This window comes from Asaia lannensis NBRC 102526, assembly GCF_024054035.1.
Classification (GTDB): Bacteria; Pseudomonadota; Alphaproteobacteria; order Acetobacterales; family Acetobacteraceae; genus Asaia; species Asaia lannensis.
In genome coordinates this window covers 419,333-440,578 of sequence record NZ_JAMXQU010000002.1, presented here as the reverse complement: position 1 = coordinate 440,578, position 21,246 = coordinate 419,333, and the positions used below count along the sequence as shown (strand labels likewise).

General features: G+C 59.3%; 14 protein-coding genes. 8 read left to right on the top strand and 6 right to left on the bottom strand.

Features of this window, described 5'->3' with window-relative positions; genetic code table 11:
- Position 1 precedes the first annotated feature (1 nt).
- The gene (locus NF685_RS04535) at positions 2 to 532 is read right to left on the bottom strand and encodes a hypothetical protein (protein WP_252848753.1); all 531 of its coding nucleotides are present in this window, start codon (positions 530 to 532) and stop codon (positions 2 to 4) included.
- Between the two features lie 62 nt (positions 533 to 594).
- Positions 595 to 921 carry an FYDLN acid domain-containing protein gene (locus NF685_RS04530; protein ID WP_222548003.1) on the bottom strand — a complete coding sequence of 109 codons (327 nt, stop codon included), beginning with the start codon at positions 919 to 921 and terminating at the stop codon, positions 595 to 597.
- 169 nt (positions 922 to 1,090) lie between these two features.
- Here NF685_RS04530 and aroA point away from each other — a divergent pair, with 169 nt between their 5' ends.
- The 7 genes from aroA (at position 1,091) to NF685_RS04495 (ending at position 13,854) form a co-directional block, all read left to right on the top strand.
- On the top strand, positions 1,091 to 2,446 hold the full coding sequence (aroA, locus tag NF685_RS04525) for a 3-phosphoshikimate 1-carboxyvinyltransferase (RefSeq protein ID WP_252848752.1): 1,356 nt from the start codon (positions 1,091 to 1,093) through the stop codon (positions 2,444 to 2,446).
- Positions 2,446 to 3,078 (top strand): (d)CMP kinase, encoded by a 633-nt coding sequence (gene cmk / locus NF685_RS04520; protein WP_252848751.1) that lies wholly within the window; start codon positions 2,446 to 2,448, stop codon positions 3,076 to 3,078. Before aroA ends, cmk begins: the two co-directional genes overlap by 1 nt.
- Positions 3,079 to 3,458: 380 nt before the next feature.
- Positions 3,459 to 5,153, top strand: a complete 1,695-nt coding sequence (gene rpsA / locus NF685_RS04515) for a 30S ribosomal protein S1 (protein ID WP_023977629.1) — start codon at positions 3,459 to 3,461, stop codon at positions 5,151 to 5,153.
- Between the two features lie 196 nt (positions 5,154 to 5,349).
- Entirely contained in the window at positions 5,350 to 8,706 is a 3,357-nt protein-coding gene (locus tag NF685_RS04510) for a glycosyltransferase family protein (RefSeq protein WP_252848750.1), read from the top strand.
- Between the two features lie 20 nt (positions 8,707 to 8,726).
- On the top strand, positions 8,727 to 11,693 hold the full coding sequence (locus NF685_RS04505; protein ID WP_252848749.1) for a glycosyltransferase: 2,967 nt from the start codon (positions 8,727 to 8,729) through the stop codon (positions 11,691 to 11,693).
- A gap of 59 nt (positions 11,694 to 11,752) precedes the next feature.
- Positions 11,753 to 12,766: a CgeB family protein gene (locus tag NF685_RS04500; RefSeq protein ID WP_252848748.1), complete on the top strand. Its 1,014-nt coding sequence runs from the start codon at positions 11,753 to 11,755 to the stop codon at positions 12,764 to 12,766.
- Positions 12,767 to 12,951: 185 nt separating this feature from the next.
- Positions 12,952 to 13,854, top strand: a complete 903-nt coding sequence (locus NF685_RS04495) for a hypothetical protein (RefSeq protein WP_222547997.1) — start codon at positions 12,952 to 12,954, stop codon at positions 13,852 to 13,854.
- Between the two features lie 13 nt (positions 13,855 to 13,867).
- Here the strand turns inward: NF685_RS04495 and NF685_RS04490 are convergent, their stop codons facing one another.
- From NF685_RS04490 to carA, 4 genes are all read right to left on the bottom strand, one after another.
- Positions 13,868 to 15,064 carry a threonine ammonia-lyase gene (locus NF685_RS04490; protein WP_252848827.1) on the bottom strand — a complete coding sequence of 399 codons (1,197 nt, stop codon included), beginning with the start codon at positions 15,062 to 15,064 and terminating at the stop codon, positions 13,868 to 13,870.
- Positions 15,065 to 15,150: 86 nt separating this feature from the next.
- Positions 15,151 to 15,624 (bottom strand): transcription elongation factor GreA, encoded by a 474-nt coding sequence (greA, locus tag NF685_RS04485; protein WP_252848747.1) that lies wholly within the window; start codon positions 15,622 to 15,624, stop codon positions 15,151 to 15,153.
- A gap of 395 nt (positions 15,625 to 16,019) precedes the next feature.
- A complete protein-coding gene (gene carB / locus NF685_RS04480; protein ID WP_222547994.1) occupies positions 16,020 to 19,274 on the bottom strand; it encodes a carbamoyl-phosphate synthase large subunit in 3,255 nt (1,084 codons plus the stop codon).
- A 3-nt stretch (positions 19,275 to 19,277) separates the two neighbouring features.
- Positions 19,278 to 20,636 (bottom strand): glutamine-hydrolyzing carbamoyl-phosphate synthase small subunit, encoded by a 1,359-nt coding sequence (gene carA / locus NF685_RS04475; RefSeq protein WP_252848826.1) that lies wholly within the window; start codon positions 20,634 to 20,636, stop codon positions 19,278 to 19,280.
- A gap of 155 nt (positions 20,637 to 20,791) precedes the next feature.
- On the opposite strand from carA, the gene NF685_RS04470 reads away from it, so the two are divergent.
- The gene (locus tag NF685_RS04470) at positions 20,792 to 21,244 is read left to right on the top strand and encodes a GatB/YqeY domain-containing protein (protein ID WP_252848746.1); all 453 of its coding nucleotides are present in this window, start codon (positions 20,792 to 20,794) and stop codon (positions 21,242 to 21,244) included.
- The last annotated feature ends 2 nt before the right edge of the window (positions 21,245 to 21,246 follow it).

The window sequence follows — 21,246 nt, the reverse complement described above, 5'->3', positions numbered from 1 at the left end:
TTTATGGCGTTTCGTCGCCTCGCGGTACGTTCGTTGTCGTCGGAGCTTGAAAAGCGGAAAAGCCCTGCGTCAGATAATTCTCGACAACCAGTGAAAACGGAAGGTTGTCCCGGCCGCGCCTGAGCATGGCGGTGTTGCGCAACAGGATGCCGGCGGGCAGAGACGTGGTTTCGCTGCTGATATGTTCCCTGTGGAAACGCAGTGCCGCGACCACGCGGCCGAAAGGTGTGGTGCTCGTACCGAGCTCCCGGTTCATTTCGGGTGTCAGCCGCTCGGGAATATACCAGTTCCACGCATCCGAGAGGACGAGCGTTCCGCAGCGCAGGCTGACGTGACGTGTACGTATCGTCTCGCCGGGAGCGAGTGCGAAACGCGCATGCAACAGGGCAGGCGCGGGTCTGTCATCTGTCGGAAGTGAAATGGCGGTGATGGCCACGCCGGGGGCGATGCGCTGGCAATAAGCCTGGAGCACCCGCGTTGCGCTGGGCTCCGCGCGCAATGCAAGATTCAAATGAGCAGCGGTTTCTGCCATTGCAAAAGAAGGGGCCATGCTCAAAAGAAAAAAGCCGGTCAGACCGGCTTTTCTCAGGGTAATCAATTCTCGTTGTCGTCGTTATCGGTGCTGACTTCGATTTCTGCACCGAGATCGTCGTCATCGTCATCCAGATCGGATGTATCTTCCATGACGTCGTCATCGCCATCATCATCCGTATCGAGATCGACGTCGATATCGTCTTCGTCGTTCTTGGGATCTTTCTTGGTCTGATCGGCGGGGATATCCCCACCGCGCTTGGGCTGGGGCAGATCGCTGGGCTGTTCTGCGCCGCATTTCGGGCAAATCGCGGGGACGCGATTCAGGTCGTAGAAACGCGCACCACACGAGACGCAGACGCGCTTCAGACCGAGTTCTGGTTTTGCCATGATGACTACCTGTCGATCCTGAACCGGTTGAAAAGGAAAACGGCTTGCGCCGCGAAGCACGGGGCCATGCCAGCTTGTGCCAGCAATGTCAAATGCAAGCATTGGATTTGATGTTAAAACCCGACAGGAATCAGGGCATGGCGATTGACAGGAAGGGGCTTGCATCGGAATGAACGCTATCATGGAACATCATCCTTCTGCCCCCGTCATTCCTCTTTCCGTAGCGCGTAATCCCGGCCCGCTACGGGGTTCGATTCGTGTCCCCGGCGACAAGTCGATCAGTCATCGCGCCCTGATGCTGGCATCTCTCGCCAAGGGGCGTACCGTTGTGACCGGTCTCCTGGAAGGCGAGGACGTGCTGCGCACAGCCGATGCCATGCGCGCACTCGGCGCAACCATCGTCCGTGAGGCAGAGCGTTGGGTGATCGAGGGCAAGGGCGTGGGTGCGCTCGACGAACCTGCCGATGTTCTGGATATGGGCAATTCGGGTACGGCTGCCCGTCTGCTGTCTGGTATTCTGTCGAGCCATCCGATCACGAGTTTCATGACGGGCGATGCCAGTCTGCGCGGCCGCCCCATGCGTCGCGTGACACAGCCGCTCTCAGCCAACGGTTCGGTCTACGCAACGCGCCATGGCGAAAAGCTCCCCATGGCGATTATCGGCACAGGCGAGGCTACCCCTATCAGCTATTGCCTCCCCGTCGCTTCGGCGCAGGTCAAATCCGCCATACTGCTTGCCGGTCTCAACGCGCAGGGCAAGACGAAGGTGGAAGAGCCTGTTGCGACGCGCGACCATACCGAAAACATGCTGTGTCATTTCGGTGTCGAGGTCGATGTCGGCCTGACACCTAATGGCGGACGCGTCATTACGCTTCAGGGGCCTGCGCGTCTCACAGCACGCGATGTCGTTGTGCCCGCCGATCCTTCATCGGCAGCCTTTCCCATCGTGGCCGCCTGCCTGGTGCCAGGGTCGGAGGTACGTCTGCCGGGTATCGGTCTGAACCCCTTGCGTACGGGCCTGTTCACGACCCTGCGCGAAATGGGCGCCTCGCTCGAAATCGAGAACGAACGTGTCGAGGGCGGCGAACCCGTGGGCGATCTCATCGTGCGTGCCAGTGCGCTGCACGGTGTGGATGTGCCAGCCAATCGCGCGCCATCCATGATCGATGAATATCCCGTTCTGGCTGTCGCCTGCGCCTTTGCAAACGGTACCTCGCGTCTGCGCGGCCTGGAAGAGCTTCGCGTCAAGGAGAGCGACCGTCTTTCCGCCACGGTTGCGCTGCTCAAGGCGAATGGTGCAAAGGTGCGCGTTGAGGGCGACGATATGATCATCGAGGGCAGGGGGAGCGCCGAGGGGCTCGGTGGCGGCCTTGTCGAAACGAAAATGGATCATCGTCTTGCCATGAGTGCCATCGTGTTCGGTCTCGCCGCTGAGAAGCCGGTGATGGTAGACGATACGGGCTTCATCAATACGAGCTTTCCGGGTTTCGTTTCCCTGATGGCTGCACTCGGGGCAGCGCTCTGATGCGCCTTATCATTGCGGTTGATGGGCCTGCTGCTGCGGGTAAGGGAACTCTTGCGAAATCGCTGGCCGCGGCTTTGGGCCTGCCTCATCTGGATACCGGTCTGCTCTATCGTGCCGTCGCGCGACAGATGATCCTGTCCGGTCTCGATCCGGCATGCGATGACGGCGAACAGACAGCGCAGGCGCTCCAGCCGGAAGATCTGCTGCGCGACGATCTGCGTGTGCCGGAAATCGATCGCGGGGCAAGTTCGATCGCGACCCAGCCCCCCGTGCGTTCCGCCTTGCTAAAGCGCCAGCGTGAATTTGCGACGGCAAGCGGTGCAGTAATCGACGGGCGCGATATCGGCACCGTGGTTTTCCCCGATGCCGATATCAAATTCTTCGTTACGGCCAGCGCGGGTGTGCGTGCGCTGCGTCGCTATCAGCAGCTCAACGGCAGTGAAGCCTGCGACAAGGCAGTGCTTGCCGCCCTGACAGCAGAGATCGAGGCGAGAGACCGCAAGGATGCCGAGCGTGCTGTCTCTCCCTTGCGCCAAGCCGAGGATGCTGTTCTGGTCGAAACGGACAGCATGGACGCAGAAGCGGTGCTGGCTTATGCGCTGTCTGTTGTCAGGGTCCGTTTCCCGTCCTGAACGCATGGCTGGCGCGCAGCTTCGTAAGCAACCTGGAGTCCTGCGCGTCAGGGAAGGGCTTTCCCGGCTCGACGGGGCGCACCTTACACAGCGGCACCCTTTCCATTGCAGAGGAATGCATCCTGTCTCAGGGCCTCAGCCGCGACTCCACTGCGGAAAATCGTCCGGAAACTCAGGTTTTTGTTGACAATGACCCCGCCACGGGTGTCTGACCACGGGCAGCGCAATGCCACCTGCGCTGTCCGCTTGCCTGCTTTTTGCGGGTGCATTTCCCTTGAAGGCTCATGGGTGGCCAGAGATCATGAGCAAGCCGTCCGGACAGAATGCCGGGCGCAGACATTGGCCCGATCTTAACGATCGGCCCAGGATTACGAAAACACATGGCTTCAGCCACCAACACCGTCGAAGACTTTGCTGCTCTTCTCGACGAGACCCTCGGCCAAGACACGGGCTTTGACGGCTCGGTTGTCACCGGTCGCGTTATCCGTCTGACGGACGAGTATGCTATTGTCGATGTCGGCCTCAAGAGCGAAGGTCGCGTGTCGCTCAAGGAATTCGGACCGCCGGGCACTGCGCCTGACGTGCGTCCGGGCGACGTGATCGAGCTTTATGTCGAGCGCTACGAAGACCGTGACGGCTCCATCGTGCTGTCGCGCGAGAAGGCCCGTCGTGAAGAGGCATGGACCTCGCTCGAGCGTGCATTCGCGAACAACCAGCGCGTCAACGGCACGATCTACGGTCGCGTCAAGGGCGGCTTCACGGTTGATCTGGGCGGCGCCATGGCGTTCCTTCCGGGCAGCCAGGTCGATATCCGCCCCGTACGCGATGTCGCGCCGCTCATGGGTCAGCCCCAGCCTTTCCAGATCCTCAAGATGGATCGCGCCCGTGGCAATATCGTTGTCTCGCGTCGTGCCGTTCTTGAAGAGACCCGTGCAGAGCAGCGCTCCGAGCTGATCCAGGGCCTGAAGGAAGGCATGATCCTCGACGGCGTGGTCAAGAACATCACCGATTACGGTGCGTTCGTCGATCTCGGCGGTGTCGATGGCCTCCTGCATGTCACCGACATTGCCTGGAAGCGTATCAACCACCCGTCCGAAGCCCTGCAGATCGGCATGCCGGTTCGCGTTCAGGTCATCCGCTTCAACTCCGACACGCAGCGTATCTCGCTGGGCATGAAGCAGCTTGAAGCTGATCCGTGGGAGAACGTGGCGATCAAGTATCCGCCGGGTGCCCGCTACTCCGGTCGCGTCACGAACATCACCGATTACGGTGCATTCGTTGAGCTCGAGCCCGGCGTTGAAGGTCTGGTGCACGTTTCCGAGATGTCCTGGACGAAGAAGAACGTCCATCCGGGCAAGCTTGTTGCGACCTCGCAGGAAGTCGACGTCATGGTTCTCGACGTGGACAGCGCCAAGCGTCGTATCTCGCTCGGCCTGAAGCAGGTTCAGCGCAACCCCTGGGAGCAGTTCGCCGAAGAGCACAAGGTCGGTTCGACCATCGAAGGTGAAATCCGCAACATCACCGAGTTCGGTCTGTTCGTGGGTCTCTCTGCCGATATCGACGGCATGGTGCACATGTCCGATCTTTCCTGGGACGAAGCTGGCGAAGCAGCCATGGCGAAGTTCGAGAAGGGTCAGGTCGTTCAGGCCAAGGTGCTCGATGTGGATCCCGAGAAGGAGCGCATCTCGCTCGGTATCAAGCAGCTTCAGGAAGATCCTGCAGCCGATACCCTGTCGCGCGTTCACAAGGGCGACATCGTGACCTGCCTCGTGACCTCGGTTCAGACCAACGGCATCGAAGTGAAGGTGGACGACGTCCTGACCGGCTTCATCCGTCGTGCCGAACTGGCTCGTGACAAGGCCGAGCAGCGCCCCGAGCGCTTCGCGGTCGGCGAAAAGGTGGATGCGAAGGTCGTTTCCGTCGATCGTGCTTCGCGCAAGCTGGCTCTGACCATCCGCGGCCGTGAGGTCGAGGAAGACAAGGCTGCTATCAACGAATACGGTTCGTCCGATAGCGGTGCATCGCTCGGTGACATCCTCGGCGCTGCCATTCGTCGTCGTAATACCGAAGTGTAATCTGCGGTTAAAACGTAGAAACACTATGAAAGGGCTGCTTCGGCAGCCCTTTTATTTTTTCTTGTTAAATTGACATTCAACTTAATTATAAAATCACACCTGAACACTTTTTCCCGACAGGCGATTAGGCTAAAGGCAGATCAATGGACGGACGGGGGTTGCCCGTTTGTTGGTGAGATGCGCAGGCGGGAACTTCATGGCTGTTATTTACAATACGAACTACACCCATAACCCGAATTCGTATCTGACGCTTGCGGTTGAGCGTGCTGCACGCGCGCTGTTCGGGCATGATCAGGTTCTGCTTGCCGATAACATGACCCTTGCGGCAGCAGCGGCTTCAGGTGAGCATGATACGCTGATCTGCATCGATGGTCAGCGCATCAACACGCAGTTGATGCGCCGTATACGCCCCGCCTTCAAGACGATGATCCTCTGGACGTTCGAAGATCCGTTCATGCGTGACTTCAATGTCGATAATTCCAGCCTTTTCGACTACGTCTTTACTAACGATCCGTCCTGCGCCGAATATTATCGTGGCAAGGGTTTCTACCTCCCGCTCGCGGCGAGCCGGACGATCCACCAGCGCGACGTGAAAGATAGCGAAGATCTCGATTACGATATCTTCTTTGCCGGCACGATGTGGCCCAATCGTGTTGAAACGCTGCGTCGTATCATCGCAGCTTTCCCCAAGGCCCGTCTCAAGCTGATCTGCCCGGGTAACGAATATCTGCCGCCGCTTCCTGCCGATCTGGCAGAACTGGCCATACAGCGCCCTGTGAGCCATGAGGCGTTCATCGATTTCGCTAATGCCAGCGCCGTGACGCTTACCATGTTCCGCGATTATGCCAGCCATGGCGATGTCAGTCAGGCGACAGCGCCGGGGCCGCGTTTCTACGAACTGGCCCTGGCCGGTGCGGCGCAGGTGGTCGAAGCGCCTGAAAGCATGGACACCAAATATTTCGCCGAGATCGAAGGTACATTTCTTGCGCGGGATGTCGATGGTGTCGTCAGTGCCGTCGCCGCTCTTCTGAGCGATCGTGAGCTGCGTCGCAATGCGGCGCTCGCCGGGCAGGGATCCGTTCTGGAAGGCCATCTTTACGAACATCGCCTGCGCTATATGGCTGAAGTGACCAAGGCCAATTTCGGACGCACCCGTCCGGGGACCGAACTGGCCCCGCGTCGCCGTCGTCTGCGCGTTCTGATGTGCACGCATTCGACCATTCACGAAGCTGCATGGGGCGGGGTCGAAGTCTATCAGCAGACCTTGTGCTCGATGCTGGGGCGCGAGATCGAATTTTTCTACTGGTTGCGTCGTGGTCCGCATTGCCGTCTCACCACCGCCAACGGGCAGGAAGTCGAACGTTACGATGTGCCGGAAGTGGGCTGGATGGACGCGATGTGCGACGGCCCGGAGGAAATGGCATTCTCGAATGCGATCAGCCAGTACAATTTCGATATCGTCCATTTCCAGCATCTCGGCCATCACGCGCTGTCGCTGCCGATCATCGCAAAGGCCTGCGGTGCGGGTGTCGTTTTCTCTGCCCATGATTTCTGGCTGATTTCTTCGCGCTACAACCTGCTTAACCAGGACCTTCGTTATATCGAAGATGAAGTGAAGTCGGTGGTTGCCAGCGACATCATTCTCAAGGTTGCCGAGAATATCGAATATGGTGGCGAACAGACGCGTCGCGCCTTCATTGCCAAGATGTTGCATTCGGTGGATCTGATCCTGTTCGGCACGGAGCATTCGCGCAATCTGACCCATGAGATCTATCCGATCCTGGATCAGAAAAGCAGCCTGATCCTCGGTATTCCTTCGCCTGAGAACACCATTCCCATCGTGCCGAAAGCCTATGAGCCGCTCGGTGAGCGGCCGCTCAAGGTCGCGATTGTCGGCAATTTCCTGCGCACGAAGGGGGCCGATACCATTCTCAATCTGATCGAGATCGCGCATCCCGATCATTTCGAGTTTCATATCTTCGGCTATATCCACCCGGAATACGACGCGGTCATCAACGGCAAGCCGCGGCCTAATGTGAAGGTTTACGGACGCTATTCCGCGGGCGACATTGCGGCCCTCCAGGTGGCCGATGTGGCGCTCAATCTGTCCATCTGGCCCGAAACCTATTGCATCTCGCTGTCCGAAGCCTGGCAGAACGGCCTTATTCCTATCGTGACCGATGTCGGTGCGCTGGGCGACCGCGTCAGGGATGGCGTCAACGGATTCAAGGTGCCGATCGGCCGCGCCAATATGGTGCTTGAACGTCTCGAGCTGCTTCGGTCTTCCGAAGGTATCCGGCGCGAAATCATGGGCAATATCTCGCCCGCTCTGTGGACCCAGGCCGATGCCTACGCCAATGACATGCGCGACGTCTATCGCGAGGCTGCGCCTGTACGCGAGCTCGGTACGGCAGAGATGCAGATCGATGCCGGTCAGGTTCACCTTCTGCCGCATGCTTCATGGCGCCATCAGGCGCCGCCGCGTCATATCTTCGATCCGCCGACCATCCGCGATCTCTCGGTAGAATTGCCCGAACCGGTATCGGACTGGTACGCGATCCAGGGCGCCGAATATTATATCGACGACGTCTGTCACTTCGTATTCGCTGAAAACGAGCCTGAGGATTTCGCCGGATCGTACGAATTCCATATCCGCGGCTGGCATGTGCTGCCGGGGGTGAGTTCGGCGGGATCGATGTATGCCGTGCTTATCGGCGACGACAACACGCCGATGATTTTCCTGCCATGCGTCCGCGAAGCACGTGGTGATGTGCTTTCGAGCTACCCCAATGCGCCGCGTCGGTCGGGTTTTGCAGGCCAGGCGGCTCTGCGTGGCAAATGGTGCGAAGGCCGGTTCCGTGTGGCGCTCGTCAATATCGTCAATGGGGCGGGTGCCTTCATGGTGACCTCGGTCGAGATCTCGGTCGAGGGTGGCAAGATCGACGAAATCCAGGTCGGGCGCCCGTCGAACGATCAGATCATGCGCGACTTCGTTCGCGTCTCCCACGCCGACGGTCATTTGCGCGGTATCAAGCGCGATCGTCTGCATCGTGCCGGATCCGTGCATCGTGCCGACAACGATTTCCAGCATTACATCGACTCCCTGAGCGGCCTGATCGGCGATCCGGCGCCTTTGCTGACCGACGATGGAAATCTTTTCATCCGTGGATGGGGTTTCCTGCGTCATCTCGAGCGTGCGGGTAGCATGTCGGTCGCTCTGGTGGGCGAGGGGACCAACGACGCGTTTTTCTTCGCGCTCAGCCGTTTCCTGCGTCATGATGTGAAAACGATCTTTGACGATGCCCCCCTCTGTGTCGGGTTCGAAGGATGGCTTTCCATTACCTCCGGTTATGCGGCCGAGATGGAAGGGGCGTACCGTCTGTGTCTGGTCAATACGGTCGGCGAGCTGGTTGGCATCAAGCCGCTGGATGTGGTCGTGAGTGTCAAGGACGGGATCATTACGGCCGTCCGACATGAGGCGGTCACCGAGGCTGTCGTGCAGCATGCCTATGCGGCTGTAGAGGCGAGCTATACCGCCGAACCGGTAGCCTGACGCGAGCGAGAGAGCTTCTCATGGAACAAGCGCGCATCGCGAAATGGCGCCTGGTCGACGAGACCTGGTATCTCGACCAGCATCCTGAGGCAGCAGCGGAAATCGCTGACAATGGCCTGCGCGATGCCGCCGAGCATTATGAGACGATCGGAAAATCCTTTGGTTTTTCTCCCAACCGCTATTTCGATGAAACCTGGTACAGGCAGGCTTTTCCAGAAATCTACGCCGAAATCTGCCGTGGCGAACTGGCTTCGGGATTCGATCATTACTGCGAAACAGGATATCGCACGCGAGCACCGCATTGGCTGTTCAGCGAGAGCTATTATCGCACCCGCTACGCCGAGATCGTAAGCGAGGCTATTGCAGACGGTCTTTACGAGAACGGGTACGACCATTTTCTCGAGACGGGAGATCTGCAGGGATTGGCCGGCCACTGGTTTGCCGATCCCTCGACCCTTTCCTTCACCTGCCCCGACGATATAGTCGCGCTGTTTGGTGAAAAAGGTCTGTTCGGCACTATCGTGTTCGATCGACCCGATCTCGCCGATCACTACAGGATTTCATGGTATTTCGATCCTGTCTGGTATCGTGCCATCTATCCTGAAGTCGCGCGTGAGATCGAGGCGGGGCGCTATGTTTCCTGCCTGCATCACTATCTTACCAACCAGACCCCGCGTCAGTTCAATCCGCAGGAATGGTTCGACGAGCAGTATTATCTGCGGGTGAACGGCGATGTGCTTCCGAGCATTGAAAACGGGGCATTTCGTAATGGTTATGCGCATTTCGTGCTGTGTGGCGCTTCCGAAGGGCGTAGCCCCGCCGAGGGAGTCAATCTGCGGCTTTTTGCAGAAAGGCCGCAGACGCGTGCGCTTCTCGACGCCGGAATATATGACAACCTTTATACTTGTTGGGTAGCGCGCAGAATACGTTATGGCGAGGGAGGCGACGCGCCCCCTCCCGATGAAGATCAGACCCGTCGTCTCTTCGAGGCCGAAGCCAGAATACAGAGCCGTATTACCGCACGACGCGGACCGGATTTTACCTATGAGGGTGAACCCGAGCTCTCCGTCATCATGGTACTGCACGATAAATTCGCGCTGACGCTCCAGGCGCTTGCCTCGTTGAGGGGGAATTATTCGGGCGCAATACAGCTTGTTCTTGTCGACTCTGCGTCGAATGACGAAACCAGACATATCGAGCAGGTCGTACGTGGCGCTGAGGTTCTGAGATACCGCTATAATATCGGCTATCTCGATGGGTGTAATGCGGCACTCGAAAAAGTGCGTGCCTCATCGGTTCTTTATCTGAACAACGATCTGCGCCTCTATCCTCATGCAATACGCAATGCGTTAAGCCGGTTGCATAGTGCACCAGACGTAGCTGCGGTCGGCGCCAAGCTGATCCGCAGCAATATGTGGCTTCAGGAAGCGGGCTCGATCATCTGGCGTGACGGTGCGACCTACGGCTATCGCCGTCAGGACAATCCCACGATACCGGAAGCGAATTTCGTACGCGACGTCGATTACTGTTCGGCTGCTTTTCTCATGGTGCGTAGCGCCGTGGCCAGAGCACTTGGCGGGTTCGACACGCTTTATCGGCCTGCCTATTTCGAGGATACGGATTTCTGTCTGCGCATCGTGCGTTCGGGCAAGCGTATCGTCTACGATCCAAGCGTCGTGGTCGAGCATCTGGAGTTCGGCAGTTCCGGAACGATCGGGTCGCAGGCCCAGATCAAGATCAATCATCGCGTGTTCGGGCGTCAGCATCAGGATTATCTGCGCCAGCAGCTTCCCGCTCATGTGCGTAATGCGGTGCTTGCCCGTTCGCAACGCGGCACGAAACGCAGGATCCTGTTTATCGAGGACCGTATTCCCGTGCGTGCTCTCGGTTCGGGCTATGTGCGGTCCAACGATCTGCTCTGGGCCATGAGCGCGCTCGATTATCAGGTTACGGTGTTTCCGGTTTTGCCACGACCGACCGGCCCCCTCGATCTCGCCAATGACTTTCCCGACGATATCGAGTTGATGGCGCATAGCGACCTCAGTCAGCTCAACGCGTTTATCGAAGAACGCGCAGGATATTACGATGCGATCTGGATCGGTCGCACGCATAATCTGACGCGTCTGCTCCCGGTCCTGACAGAGCAGAGCCGTCATCTGCCGGTCGACAGCGTCATTCTCGACACGGAAGTCATTGCAGCACCTCGGACGATCGAGAAGGCGCGCTTTCATCCACCCCAGAAGAAGCTTGCCTCGCTGGATGAGATGGTCGCGAACGAACTGGAAGCCGCGCATTACTGTCAGCAGATCATCGTTGTTTCGGAACACGATGCTGCACTGGTGCGCAAGGCAGGGTACGACAACGTTTCCGTTCTCGGCCATGCCCTGTCTCTGCGTCCCGATCGTGCCGGTTTTGCAGAGCGTCGGGACATGCTGTTCGTGGGTGCGCTTCACGATGTCGATGCACCCAATTACGATAGCCTGTTCTGGCTGATCCACGATGTCCTGCCCGAACTCGATGAACACCTCCCGCCTGATGTGCGCATTACGGTGGCCGGTTTCGTTCATCCTTCGGTGGATGTGTCATCCCTGCGCGGGGCCAACCGGGTGAACTGGATCGGCGCTGTCGACGATCTCGACGCCCTTTACAGATCGCACCGACTGTTCATTGCGCCGACGCGCTATGCGGGAGGATTGCCCTACAAGATCCATGAGGCTGCCGCTCACGGACTGCCTGTCGTGGCAACCCGACTGCTATGCCAGCAGATGGGCTGGGAGGATGGGCTGGAGATCGTCAGCGCCTCAAGCGAAGACCCGATCACCTTCGCCTTCGCAATGGCCGAGCTGTACGGCAATGAGGAGAAATGGACCATGATCCGCTCCGGTGCCCTGCGTGCTGTCGAGCGCGATTGCAACCCGGCACGGTTTACCGCTGCCCTTGGCGATATCATTGAGGCAAGTGTGGCGCCTGTCGGCAGCCACGTTTGAACAACGCTCCCCGGCACGCAAATGCCGGGAGAGAAAACAAGAGATGGACGGAAAAGACCATGTCAGCAGAGAAGAACATCACGGGATCACAGGCTGCTGGCAGGACGCAGCGTGTCCTCATTTGCAGTGGCGGTCGCTACGAATCCCAGGCCAATGCCCAGATTCGTGAGTCGATCATGGACGGCTGGGCCGAGTGCTTCGGCGAGGAAAACGTGATTGCCGTCCATATCAGCGGTGCTGCAGCCTCCATTGCACGCCTGCAACCGACCATCGTTTTCGCCATCGGTTCCTATCTGCCCGAGAGTACCTATTTTGGCGAGGTCTGCCGCGAAGCTAGGAAAATCGGTGCCACGACCGTTTTCTGGGCAACGGAAGATCCCTACGAGCAGGATGCGAATTACCGGATCACCGATGATTTCGACGTGATTTTCTCCTGCGACCGCTGGGGGCATAATTTCTATCAGCGTGAGCGTGTCTATCATCTTCCGCTGGCTGCCAGCCGCAAGTTGCATTACGCGCCGATCGAAGAGACCGTCGAAAAATCGATCGATGTCCTTTTCTGCGGTGTGGCCTTTACGAGCCGCAAGGATATCGTGCGCAACCTGATGCCCACCCTGCGAAACCTGAACGTCAAGATCATCGGTCCGGGCTGGGGCGAGTTCGGCATCGGCTTCTCCGACGCGCGTATCGAAAAGGCGCAGCTGATCGAGCTTTATCGCCGGTCGAAGCTGGTGCTCAATCTCGGTCGTTCGCTCCATTTCGAGAACAAGCGCTTCATGATTGCGCCTTCGACGCCCGGACCGCGTACCTTCGAGGCTGCTGCAGCCGGCGCTTTCCAGGTCTTCCATGAAGATACATATGAGCTGCGTCGTTACTTCACGCCGGAAGAAATTCCGACGTTCTCGAACAAGATCGATTTCGACAATCTTGTTTCCCGCTATATCGACGACACGTCGCTTTGTATCGAGATGGCCCGTCGCGCCCAGGCACGCACCATGAACGAGCATACATACGGCCATCGCATTCGTGCCGCCATTGAAGTGCTGAAGCGCGAGGGCTTCATGCAGGACTGAAATCCTGCGCAATAGCCGGCGATCGATCCGGCCTGTTCAGATCGAAGCAGGCCGGATGGCACGATGCGGCAGGCCCGCTCGCGCTATTGAAATAATCGATATGTGATTGCACTTGAGTACGTCAGCGTCTTTTCCTCCTCGAAACGGATGATACAGTTTGTCACGTCCGTTTTCCGGGAGGGTTTATGCGTACTGCCAGCCTGTTACGTCGCTTTGCTATCCTGGCCGTCTTCGGGTTGACGGGGCTGCCGGCCGCAAATCCTGCTCTTTGTCAGGAGCATCTGACCGTGCATGGCATGACCCACGACGCTCTTGAGGATCATCTGATTTTCGAACTGGGGGAACGTCAGTTCGACACGCTGCCACGATGGCATCAGCAGGTCTGCGTCGATATTCATGGCGTGCAGGAGCAGTTCGACAAAATGCTGTTCGCTCACCTCAGGAATACAGGGCGTAGTCTGGGGCTGTCTCTGTCGCGTGATTGCAGGGCGAAGCAGCTTTTCGTCTTCTTTACCGATCAGTCCGATGCGCTGGCTGCCGGAATACACAAACTGAACCCCGATCTGTTCGTCGGTCTGGATAATGCGCAGGAATATCAGGAGAGCAAGGTCGAAGCGACCCGCGATGAGGTCAGACAGTTTCTCAAGCCACGTGCTGTCAGGTGGCTTGCATCGTCGTCCATGCGCAACAAGAGCGATATGCCCCCGATCATCATGCCATCGGGCTTTCCGGTTCGATATGCTGCGCCGGTAGGGGATAGCGCTCTGGGGAATGTGACAACCCGGCGGGACCTGACGATTGTTCTGATTATCATCGACATAAACCGCCTCAGAAATGAATCCTGGGGCATGCTGGGTGATCTGCTCTCGCTCGTTGCTTTTGCAGCGCCGCATCTCCGCGACGGTTACGACGACCGGAGCCTGCTCAGATACACGCAAGCCGAGATCCTTGAAGGGCCGACCGGCGAGATGCTCCCCTATGACAGAGCCGTTCTGGCAACGCTTTATGCCCTCCCGGACGACTACGACCAGTCAGATGGCCTGAATTGGATGGCCAGTCATTTCTCCCCCGAGGCCCGCTCGCACTGATCGGGCAGCAGGTTCAGCCGCGCGTCAGATGATAATGGCTGCGCAGATCGGCTTCGATCTGGTCTGCATGGGCGCCATCACGGGCTTCGATCATGATTTCCAGCTCTGCCGTCTGGACCGAGGGCGCTGCAAACAGGCGCTGATGCGATACTTCGATGATATTGCCGCCTGCATTGCCGATGCGCGTTGAAATATCGGCAAGAACGCCGGGGCGATCGGGTATCTGCAAGGTAAGCGACAACAGGCGTCCATCGCGACGCAGGGCGCGTAGCAGGGTATTGGCGAAAATGCGTGTGCCGATGTTCCCGCCTGTGATCGGGAGAGCCACACGCTTGCCCCCGAAAATTTCGGGATAGGCCATGACTGCTGCCAGAGCTGCCGCACCGGCACCTTCGGATACCTGTTTGGCCTGCTCAGCCAGATGCGCGATGGCCGATTCAACCTGCAACTCGGTCACCACCAGAACACGATCGAGGAGCGGTCGTACTGTTTCCAGACAGGTATTGCCGATCTGCATGACGGCGATCCCTTCGGCAATGGTCGAGCCCCCACGCGCCTGAACGGCGGCTTCGGGAAAGGCAGAGAGCGAGGCATGGCTCTCGACCTGCACACCGATGATTTTCGTATTCGGGCTGAGCGCTGCAGCCGCGATGGCAGAGCCGCTGATCAGACCGCCGCCACCGATGGGAAGCACCAGATAATCGAGGGGCGGTGCATCCTCGATCAGCTCAATGGCGAACGTGCCCTGACCGGCCATCACGGCGACGTCGTTGAAGGGATGGACGAGTACAAGACCGTTTTTCTTGCGGATTTCTTCCGCAACCAGAGAGGCTTCAGCAAAGTCCTCTCCTTCTGTAACGACATGCGCACCCCAGCCACGCGTGCGTTCGACCTTGGCCGAGGGCGTATGGCGCGGCATGACGATGGTCGCGTCAATGCCGAGCAGGCTGGCATGACGCGCGACACCCTGCGAGTGATTGCCTGCCGAAACGGCAATCACACCGCGCCTCTTCTCCTCGTCACTCAGCAGTGCCAGCTTATTCGCGGCGCCACGCTCCTTGAACGAGGCGACAGCCTGCAAATTCTCCAGCTTCAGCCAGATATCTGCACCCGTCATTTTCGATAGTGCTGCACAGCGAATGCTCGGCGTGCGCACGATATGAGGGGCAATCCGCTCATGAGCGGCAAGGATATCGGCGAAGGAGAGTATGAGGCTGTCGGACACGGTCTTCTTTTCTTGCTTGAGGGCTGGATGACCGAAAAGGCCTGAGCCAGCCTGTCCCGAATCTGTTCCGCTTACTTGAAAGTGACGGTCAGGATTTCGTAGCTCTTGTCGCCACCGGGCGTCGGCACGGTCACGCTGTCTCCCACCGACTTGCCGATAAGGGCCTTGGCGAGCGGAGAGGAAACGGAAAGACGGCCAAGCTTGATATCGGCTTCATGGACACCCACGATCTGATAGCTGCTTTCCTTGTCTGTTTCCTCATCCACGAGTTCGACATGGGCGCCGAATTTCACGGTATCGCCTGAAAGCTGCGAAGGATCGATGACTTCCGCAGTTGAAATCAGCTCTTCGAGCTCGAGAACGCGCCCCTCGATGAAGGACTGACGGTCGCGTGCCGCGTGATACTCGGCATTTTCCGAAAGATCGCCATGTGCGCGTGCTTCGGCAATCGCACGGATGACGGCCGGACGATCTTCGCTTTTCAGCCGACGCAGTTCATCTTCTAGACGGGTCAAACCTTCACCGGTCATCGGAATCTTCTGCACAGCGCATTCCCCAAAACGAGTTTGGCCCACGCGCAGAGCCTCGGGACACATCATCCCGGGGCCCTGCACGGGGCAAAGCCGGACATGGGACAATCCCAGCCCGCAATTCGATCAGATAAACTAGGTCTTCCGTGGGGTGAATTCAAGGCAGGCCTGAAAAGGCGAGCCTGATTTATGCAGAGTTGATCGTATTGAACGGGGGTTTCAGGGCTCTGCCCGGTGACCCGCCAAAGAACGGTCGCTCTCCGGTAACCCATTATTCCGACGTAATGGGTGCGAGCGCATGAGACCATGGACGTATGGATGAAAAGGGTAAACTTTGTCCCGGCGTGGTGGCAGAGCCGCAGCGAACCCCCGCCCGGCTATGACGGCCGGGTGGGGGAAAGCTCTTCGCGTCAGAACGCGCGTTTGAAGTAGGACTGAAGCGGCGCCACATCCAAACCGCCATCCTTGATGGCGGAGATGGCGTAGATGGCCGCGCGCGCCCCGGCAAGCGTGGTGAAGTGCGGTACACCGCCGAGCAGCGAGGAGCGACGGATATCGAAGCTGTCGCGTACGGCCTGTGCACCCTGCGCCGTGTTGATGACAAGCTGCACATCGCCGGAGCGGATGGCATCCACGCAGTTCGGACGGCCTTCCAGCACCTTGTTCACACGCTTGACGGGAATGCCTGCCTCTTCAAGGCGGGCTGCCGTGCCGCGTGTGGCGAGAATGCTGAAGCCCATCTCGATCAGCTTGCGGCCAAGAGCCTGAACCTGCGTCTTGTGACCGTCACGGACCGAAAGCAGGACAGCACCCGACTGGGGAAGCACCACGCCGGCAGCGAGCTGGGATTTGGCAAAAGCACGCTCGAAGCTGCTGTCGAGGCCGATAACCTCACCTGTCGAGCGCATTTCCGGACCGAGAATGGTGTCGGTGTCGGCAAAGCGATGGAACGGGAAGACGGCTTCCTTGACCGCGACATGTGGTGCAATGGCATCGCCATCGAGCTTGAAGCTCGAAAGCTTGGCACCGGCCATGACGCAGGCGCCGATCTTGGCCACCGGCACACCGGTCGCCTTGGCGACGAAGGGCACCGTACGCGAGGCACGCGGGTTGACTTCGAGCACGAAGACTTCCGAGTCCTTGATGGCGTACTGCACGTTCATCAGGCCCACAATGCCCAGCTCGCGCGCCATGGCTTCCGTCTGTGCTTTCAGTTCGGTCACGATGGCGGGGGAGAGGGTGTAGGGCGGCAGCGAGCAGGCGGAGTCACCGGAATGGATGCCGGCTTCTTCGATATGCTCCATGACCCCTGCGACATACACGTCCTGACCGTCGCAGATGCAGTCCACGTCGGCTTCGATGGCGTCGTTCAGGTAGCGGTCGAGCAGGATCGGCCCGGACGAGACCTCAGCCCCGGCCAGGACCAGCGTGTTGCGCAGATAACGCTGCAGCCCTGCCGGATCGTACACGATCTCCATAGCCCGGCCGCCCAGCACATAGGACGGGCGAACCACGACGGGATAGCCCACTTTTTCTGCCACGGCTTCGGCTTCGGCAGGCGTGCGGGCAATGCCATTTTCCGGCTGGCGCAGGCCGAGCTTGCGCAGCAGCGCCTGGAAGCGCTCGCGGTCTTCCGCGCGGTCGATCGCATCGGCTGGTGTGCCGAGCAGCGGAATGCTCGCCGCTTCGAGCGCGCGTGACAGCTTGAGCGGGGTCTGGCCGCCATACTGCACGATACAGCCCAGAATTTCGCCACCGGCCTGCTCGGTGCGGATGAGCGAAATCACATCCTCATCGGTCAGCGGTTCGAAATAGAGACGGTCCGAGGTGTCGTAATCGGTCGAGACGGTCTCGGGGTTGCAGTTGACCATAATGGTCTCGAACCCGGCTTCACGCAGCGCATAGGCAGCATGAACGCAGCAGTAATCGAACTCGATACCCTGGCCGATACGGTTCGGACCGCCACCGAGAATGACGATCTTCTTCCGGTCGGTGGGGCGGCTTTCGCATTCCGGCACACCGAACCCGCCTTCATAGGTCGAGTAGAGATAGGGCGTATCGGAGGCAAATTCACCCGCGCAGGTGTCGATACGCTTGTAAGCGGGGGTGACGCCCAGACCGAGGCGGAATGCGGCAACGTCCTCGACGCTCCGACCCGTCAGACGGGCAAGCTGGCGATCGGAGAAGCCCTGCGCCTTGATACGACGCAGGTTGCGGGCATCCTTGGGCAGACCATTGGCCGCAATTTCGTTTTCGGTCACGATCAGGTCGTGCAGCTGGCGCAGGAACCACGGCTCGAAACGGCAGGCCGCGTTGATATCTTCCAGCGAGAGCCCGGCACGCATGGCCTGTGCGGCCATGAGAATACGCTCCGGGCGCGGCTCGGAAAGCGCGGCGCGATAGGCGTCGAGCGAGCCATCGCCCGGTGCTTCGACGGGGTCGAGTCCTGTCAGCCCGGTTTCCATCGAGCGCAGACCCTTCTGCAGGGCCTCTGCGAAGGAACGACCCACCGACATGGCTTCGCCCACCGACTTCATCGAAGTCGACAGCAGGGCGGGGGCGCCGGGGAATTTCTCGAAGGTGAAGCGCGGGATCTTGACCACGACATAATCGATGGTCGGCTCGAAACTGGCGGGTGTCGTGCCGGTGATGTCGTTGGCGAGTTCGTCCAGCGTGTAGCCCACGGCCAGCTTGGCCGCGATCTTGGCGATGGGGAAACCTGTGGCTTTCGAGGCCAGCGCCGAGGAACGCGACACGCGCGGGTTCATCTCGATAACGACGATACGGCCGTCTTCGGGATTGATACCGAACTGCACGTTCGACCCGCCGGTTTCGACACCGATCTTGCGCAGACAGGCAATCGAGATATCGCGGAGCTTCTGATACTCCTTGTCGGTCAGCGTCAGGGCCGGGGCAACGGTGATGGAGTCACCGGTATGCACGCCCATCGGATCGATATTCTCGATGGAGCAGACGATGATGCAGTTATCCGCCTTGTCGCGGACGACCTCCATCTCGAATTCCTTCCAGCCCAGCACGGATTCCTCGATCAGAACCTCGGTCGTGGGGGAGGCATCGAGACCGCCAGCGACGATCTGGTCGAATTCCTCACGGTTATAGGCAATGCCGCCACCGGCGCCACCCATGGTGAAGGAGGGGCGGATAATGGCGGGCAGGCCGACCGTATCAAGTGCCGCACGGGCTTCTTCAAGCGTATGGGCGATGGTGCTGCGTGGGGATTCCACACCAATTTCGTCCATCGCTTCGCGGAATTTCTGACGGTCCTCGGCGCGGTCGATGACTTCGGCATTGGCACCGATCAGCTCGACATTATGCTTCTTGAGGAAACCCGACTTGTCGAGCGCCATGGCGGCGTTCAGCGCCGTCTGTCCGCCCATTGTCGGCAGAACGGCGTCGGGCTTTTCCTTGAGGATGATGCGCTCGACGAATTCCGGGGTGATCGGCTCGACATAGGTGGCATCGGCCAGACCCGGATCGGTCATGATCGTGGCCGGGTTGGAGTTGATGAGGATGACGCGATAGCCTTCCTCTTTCAGTGCCTTGCAGGCCTGTGTGCCGGAATAGTCGAATTCGCAGGCCTGACCGATCACGATGGGGCCGGCGCCGATGATGAGGATCGACGAGATATCTGTACGTTTCGGCATGGATCAGGCTGCCTTCTTGTCCATGAGCGCGACGAAACGCTCGAAAAGATAGAATGAATCCGACGGGCCAGGGCTGGCCTCGGGGTGATACTGAACCGAGAAGGCGTCCAGCTTCGTGCTGCGTATGCCCTCGTTCGAGCCGTCGAACAGGCTGGTATGGGTGATGATCACGTCTTCAGGCAGGGATTTGTCATCGACTGCAAAGCCGTGATTCTGGCTGGTGATTTCCACGCGACCCGAAGCGAGATCCTTGACCGGCTGGTTGGCGCCGCGATGGCCGCGCTCGAGCTTGTAGGTTTTTGCTCCCAGTGCCTGCGCCAGAAGCTGATGGCCGAGGCAGATCCCGAAAACGGGAATATTCGCATCCAGCACGCCCTTGATGGCAGGCACGGCATAAACGCCGGTTGCAGCCGGATCGCCGGGACCGTTGGAAAGGAACACGCCTTCCGGGTTGTGGCGCAGGATCTCTTCCGCCGTTGCGGTCGCAGGCACCACGGTCACGTCGCAGCCTGCGGTGACAAGGCAGCGCAGGATGTTGCGCTTGGCGCCGTAATCGACCGCCACCACACGACGGCGCGTGCTGCGCTCTACGGCAGGCTTCTGCCAAACGCCCAGATCCCAGGTGAAGCTCTGGCTGCAGGTCACGTCCTTGGCCAGATCCATGCCTTCCAGCCCCGGCCATGAAACGGCCTGGGCACGCAGGGCGGCGAGATCGAACTGGCGATCTTTCGGGAAAGCAAGAACAGCCGTCTGGGGGCCGCCATCGCGCAGGCGACGGGTGATCAGGCGTGTATCGATGCCTGCAATGCCCGGCAGATTATGGCCGATCATCCACTGTGCCAGCTTTTCGGTGGCGCGCCAGTTGGCAGGCAGTGTCACGTCTTCCTTGACCACCACACCGCGTGCGGCCACGCGCTGGGCCTCGTCATCCTCGGCATTCGTGCCGACATTGCCGATATGGGGAAAAGTGAAGGTTACGATCTGACCGGCAAAAGACGGATCGGTGAGCGTTTCCTGATAGCCGGTCATGCCGGTATTGAAGCAAAGCTCGCCAATGGCGGCACCATCGGTGTGCGCGCCGAAGCCGACACCCCACAAGACGGTACCGTCGGCAAGAACAAGGGCCGCGTTGGCACCTTCAGGGCAGGTCTCTATCATGGTCGGATTTTCCTCCTGAGGCGTCTGCGGATCGAGGTCCGAAAGGGAAATGCCGGGCAGGCGCAGCAGCGCCGCCCAGTGCTTGCCGGGAATGGCGCGCGACTGCCGCCATTTGCGGATGGCCTCGGTGCCGACGCCGGTAAGGCTGGCCAGTGCCTCTGCACCGCCTGCCTTCTCGATGATCTCTTCGATGTCCATGCGTATCCTCCCGTCCTTTTCTCTCGGACGCTCGTGGTCTTGATGCTAGATAGGCGTTTGAGAAAGGATTGGGAAGTTTTTTCCCACTCCCTGAGAACTGTTCTGAGAGTGGGAAAAACATTCCCAATTTCGGGGCGGGCGAGCCACAGAGAGGAAAAGCAATGTCCCTGAGAGAGACGATCTCGAACGATCTGAAGACGGCCATGAAGGCGAAGGAAATGGATCGCGTGGCCCAGATCCGCGGCATTACGGCCCGAATCAAGGATCTGGATGTGGCGGCGCGCGCCAATGGCAAGGAAATCGGTGACGAGGATATCCTTCCCATGCTGCGCAGCATGATCAAGTCGCGCACCGAATCTGCCACCATGTATCGCGAGGGTGGCCGTCCCGAGCTGGCGGAAAAGGAAGAGGCCGAGATCGAGACAATCAGGGCCTATCTCCCGCCCGAAATGGACGACGCCACACTCAATGCCGAAATCGACGCTGCCATAGCAGAGGCGGGCGCGACCAGCATGAAGGAAATGGGCAAGGTGATGGGTGTGCTCAAGGCGAAGTTCGGCTCAGCCCTCGACATGGGGCGCGTGAACCCTGTCGTCAAAGCGCGCCTGTCCTGAGG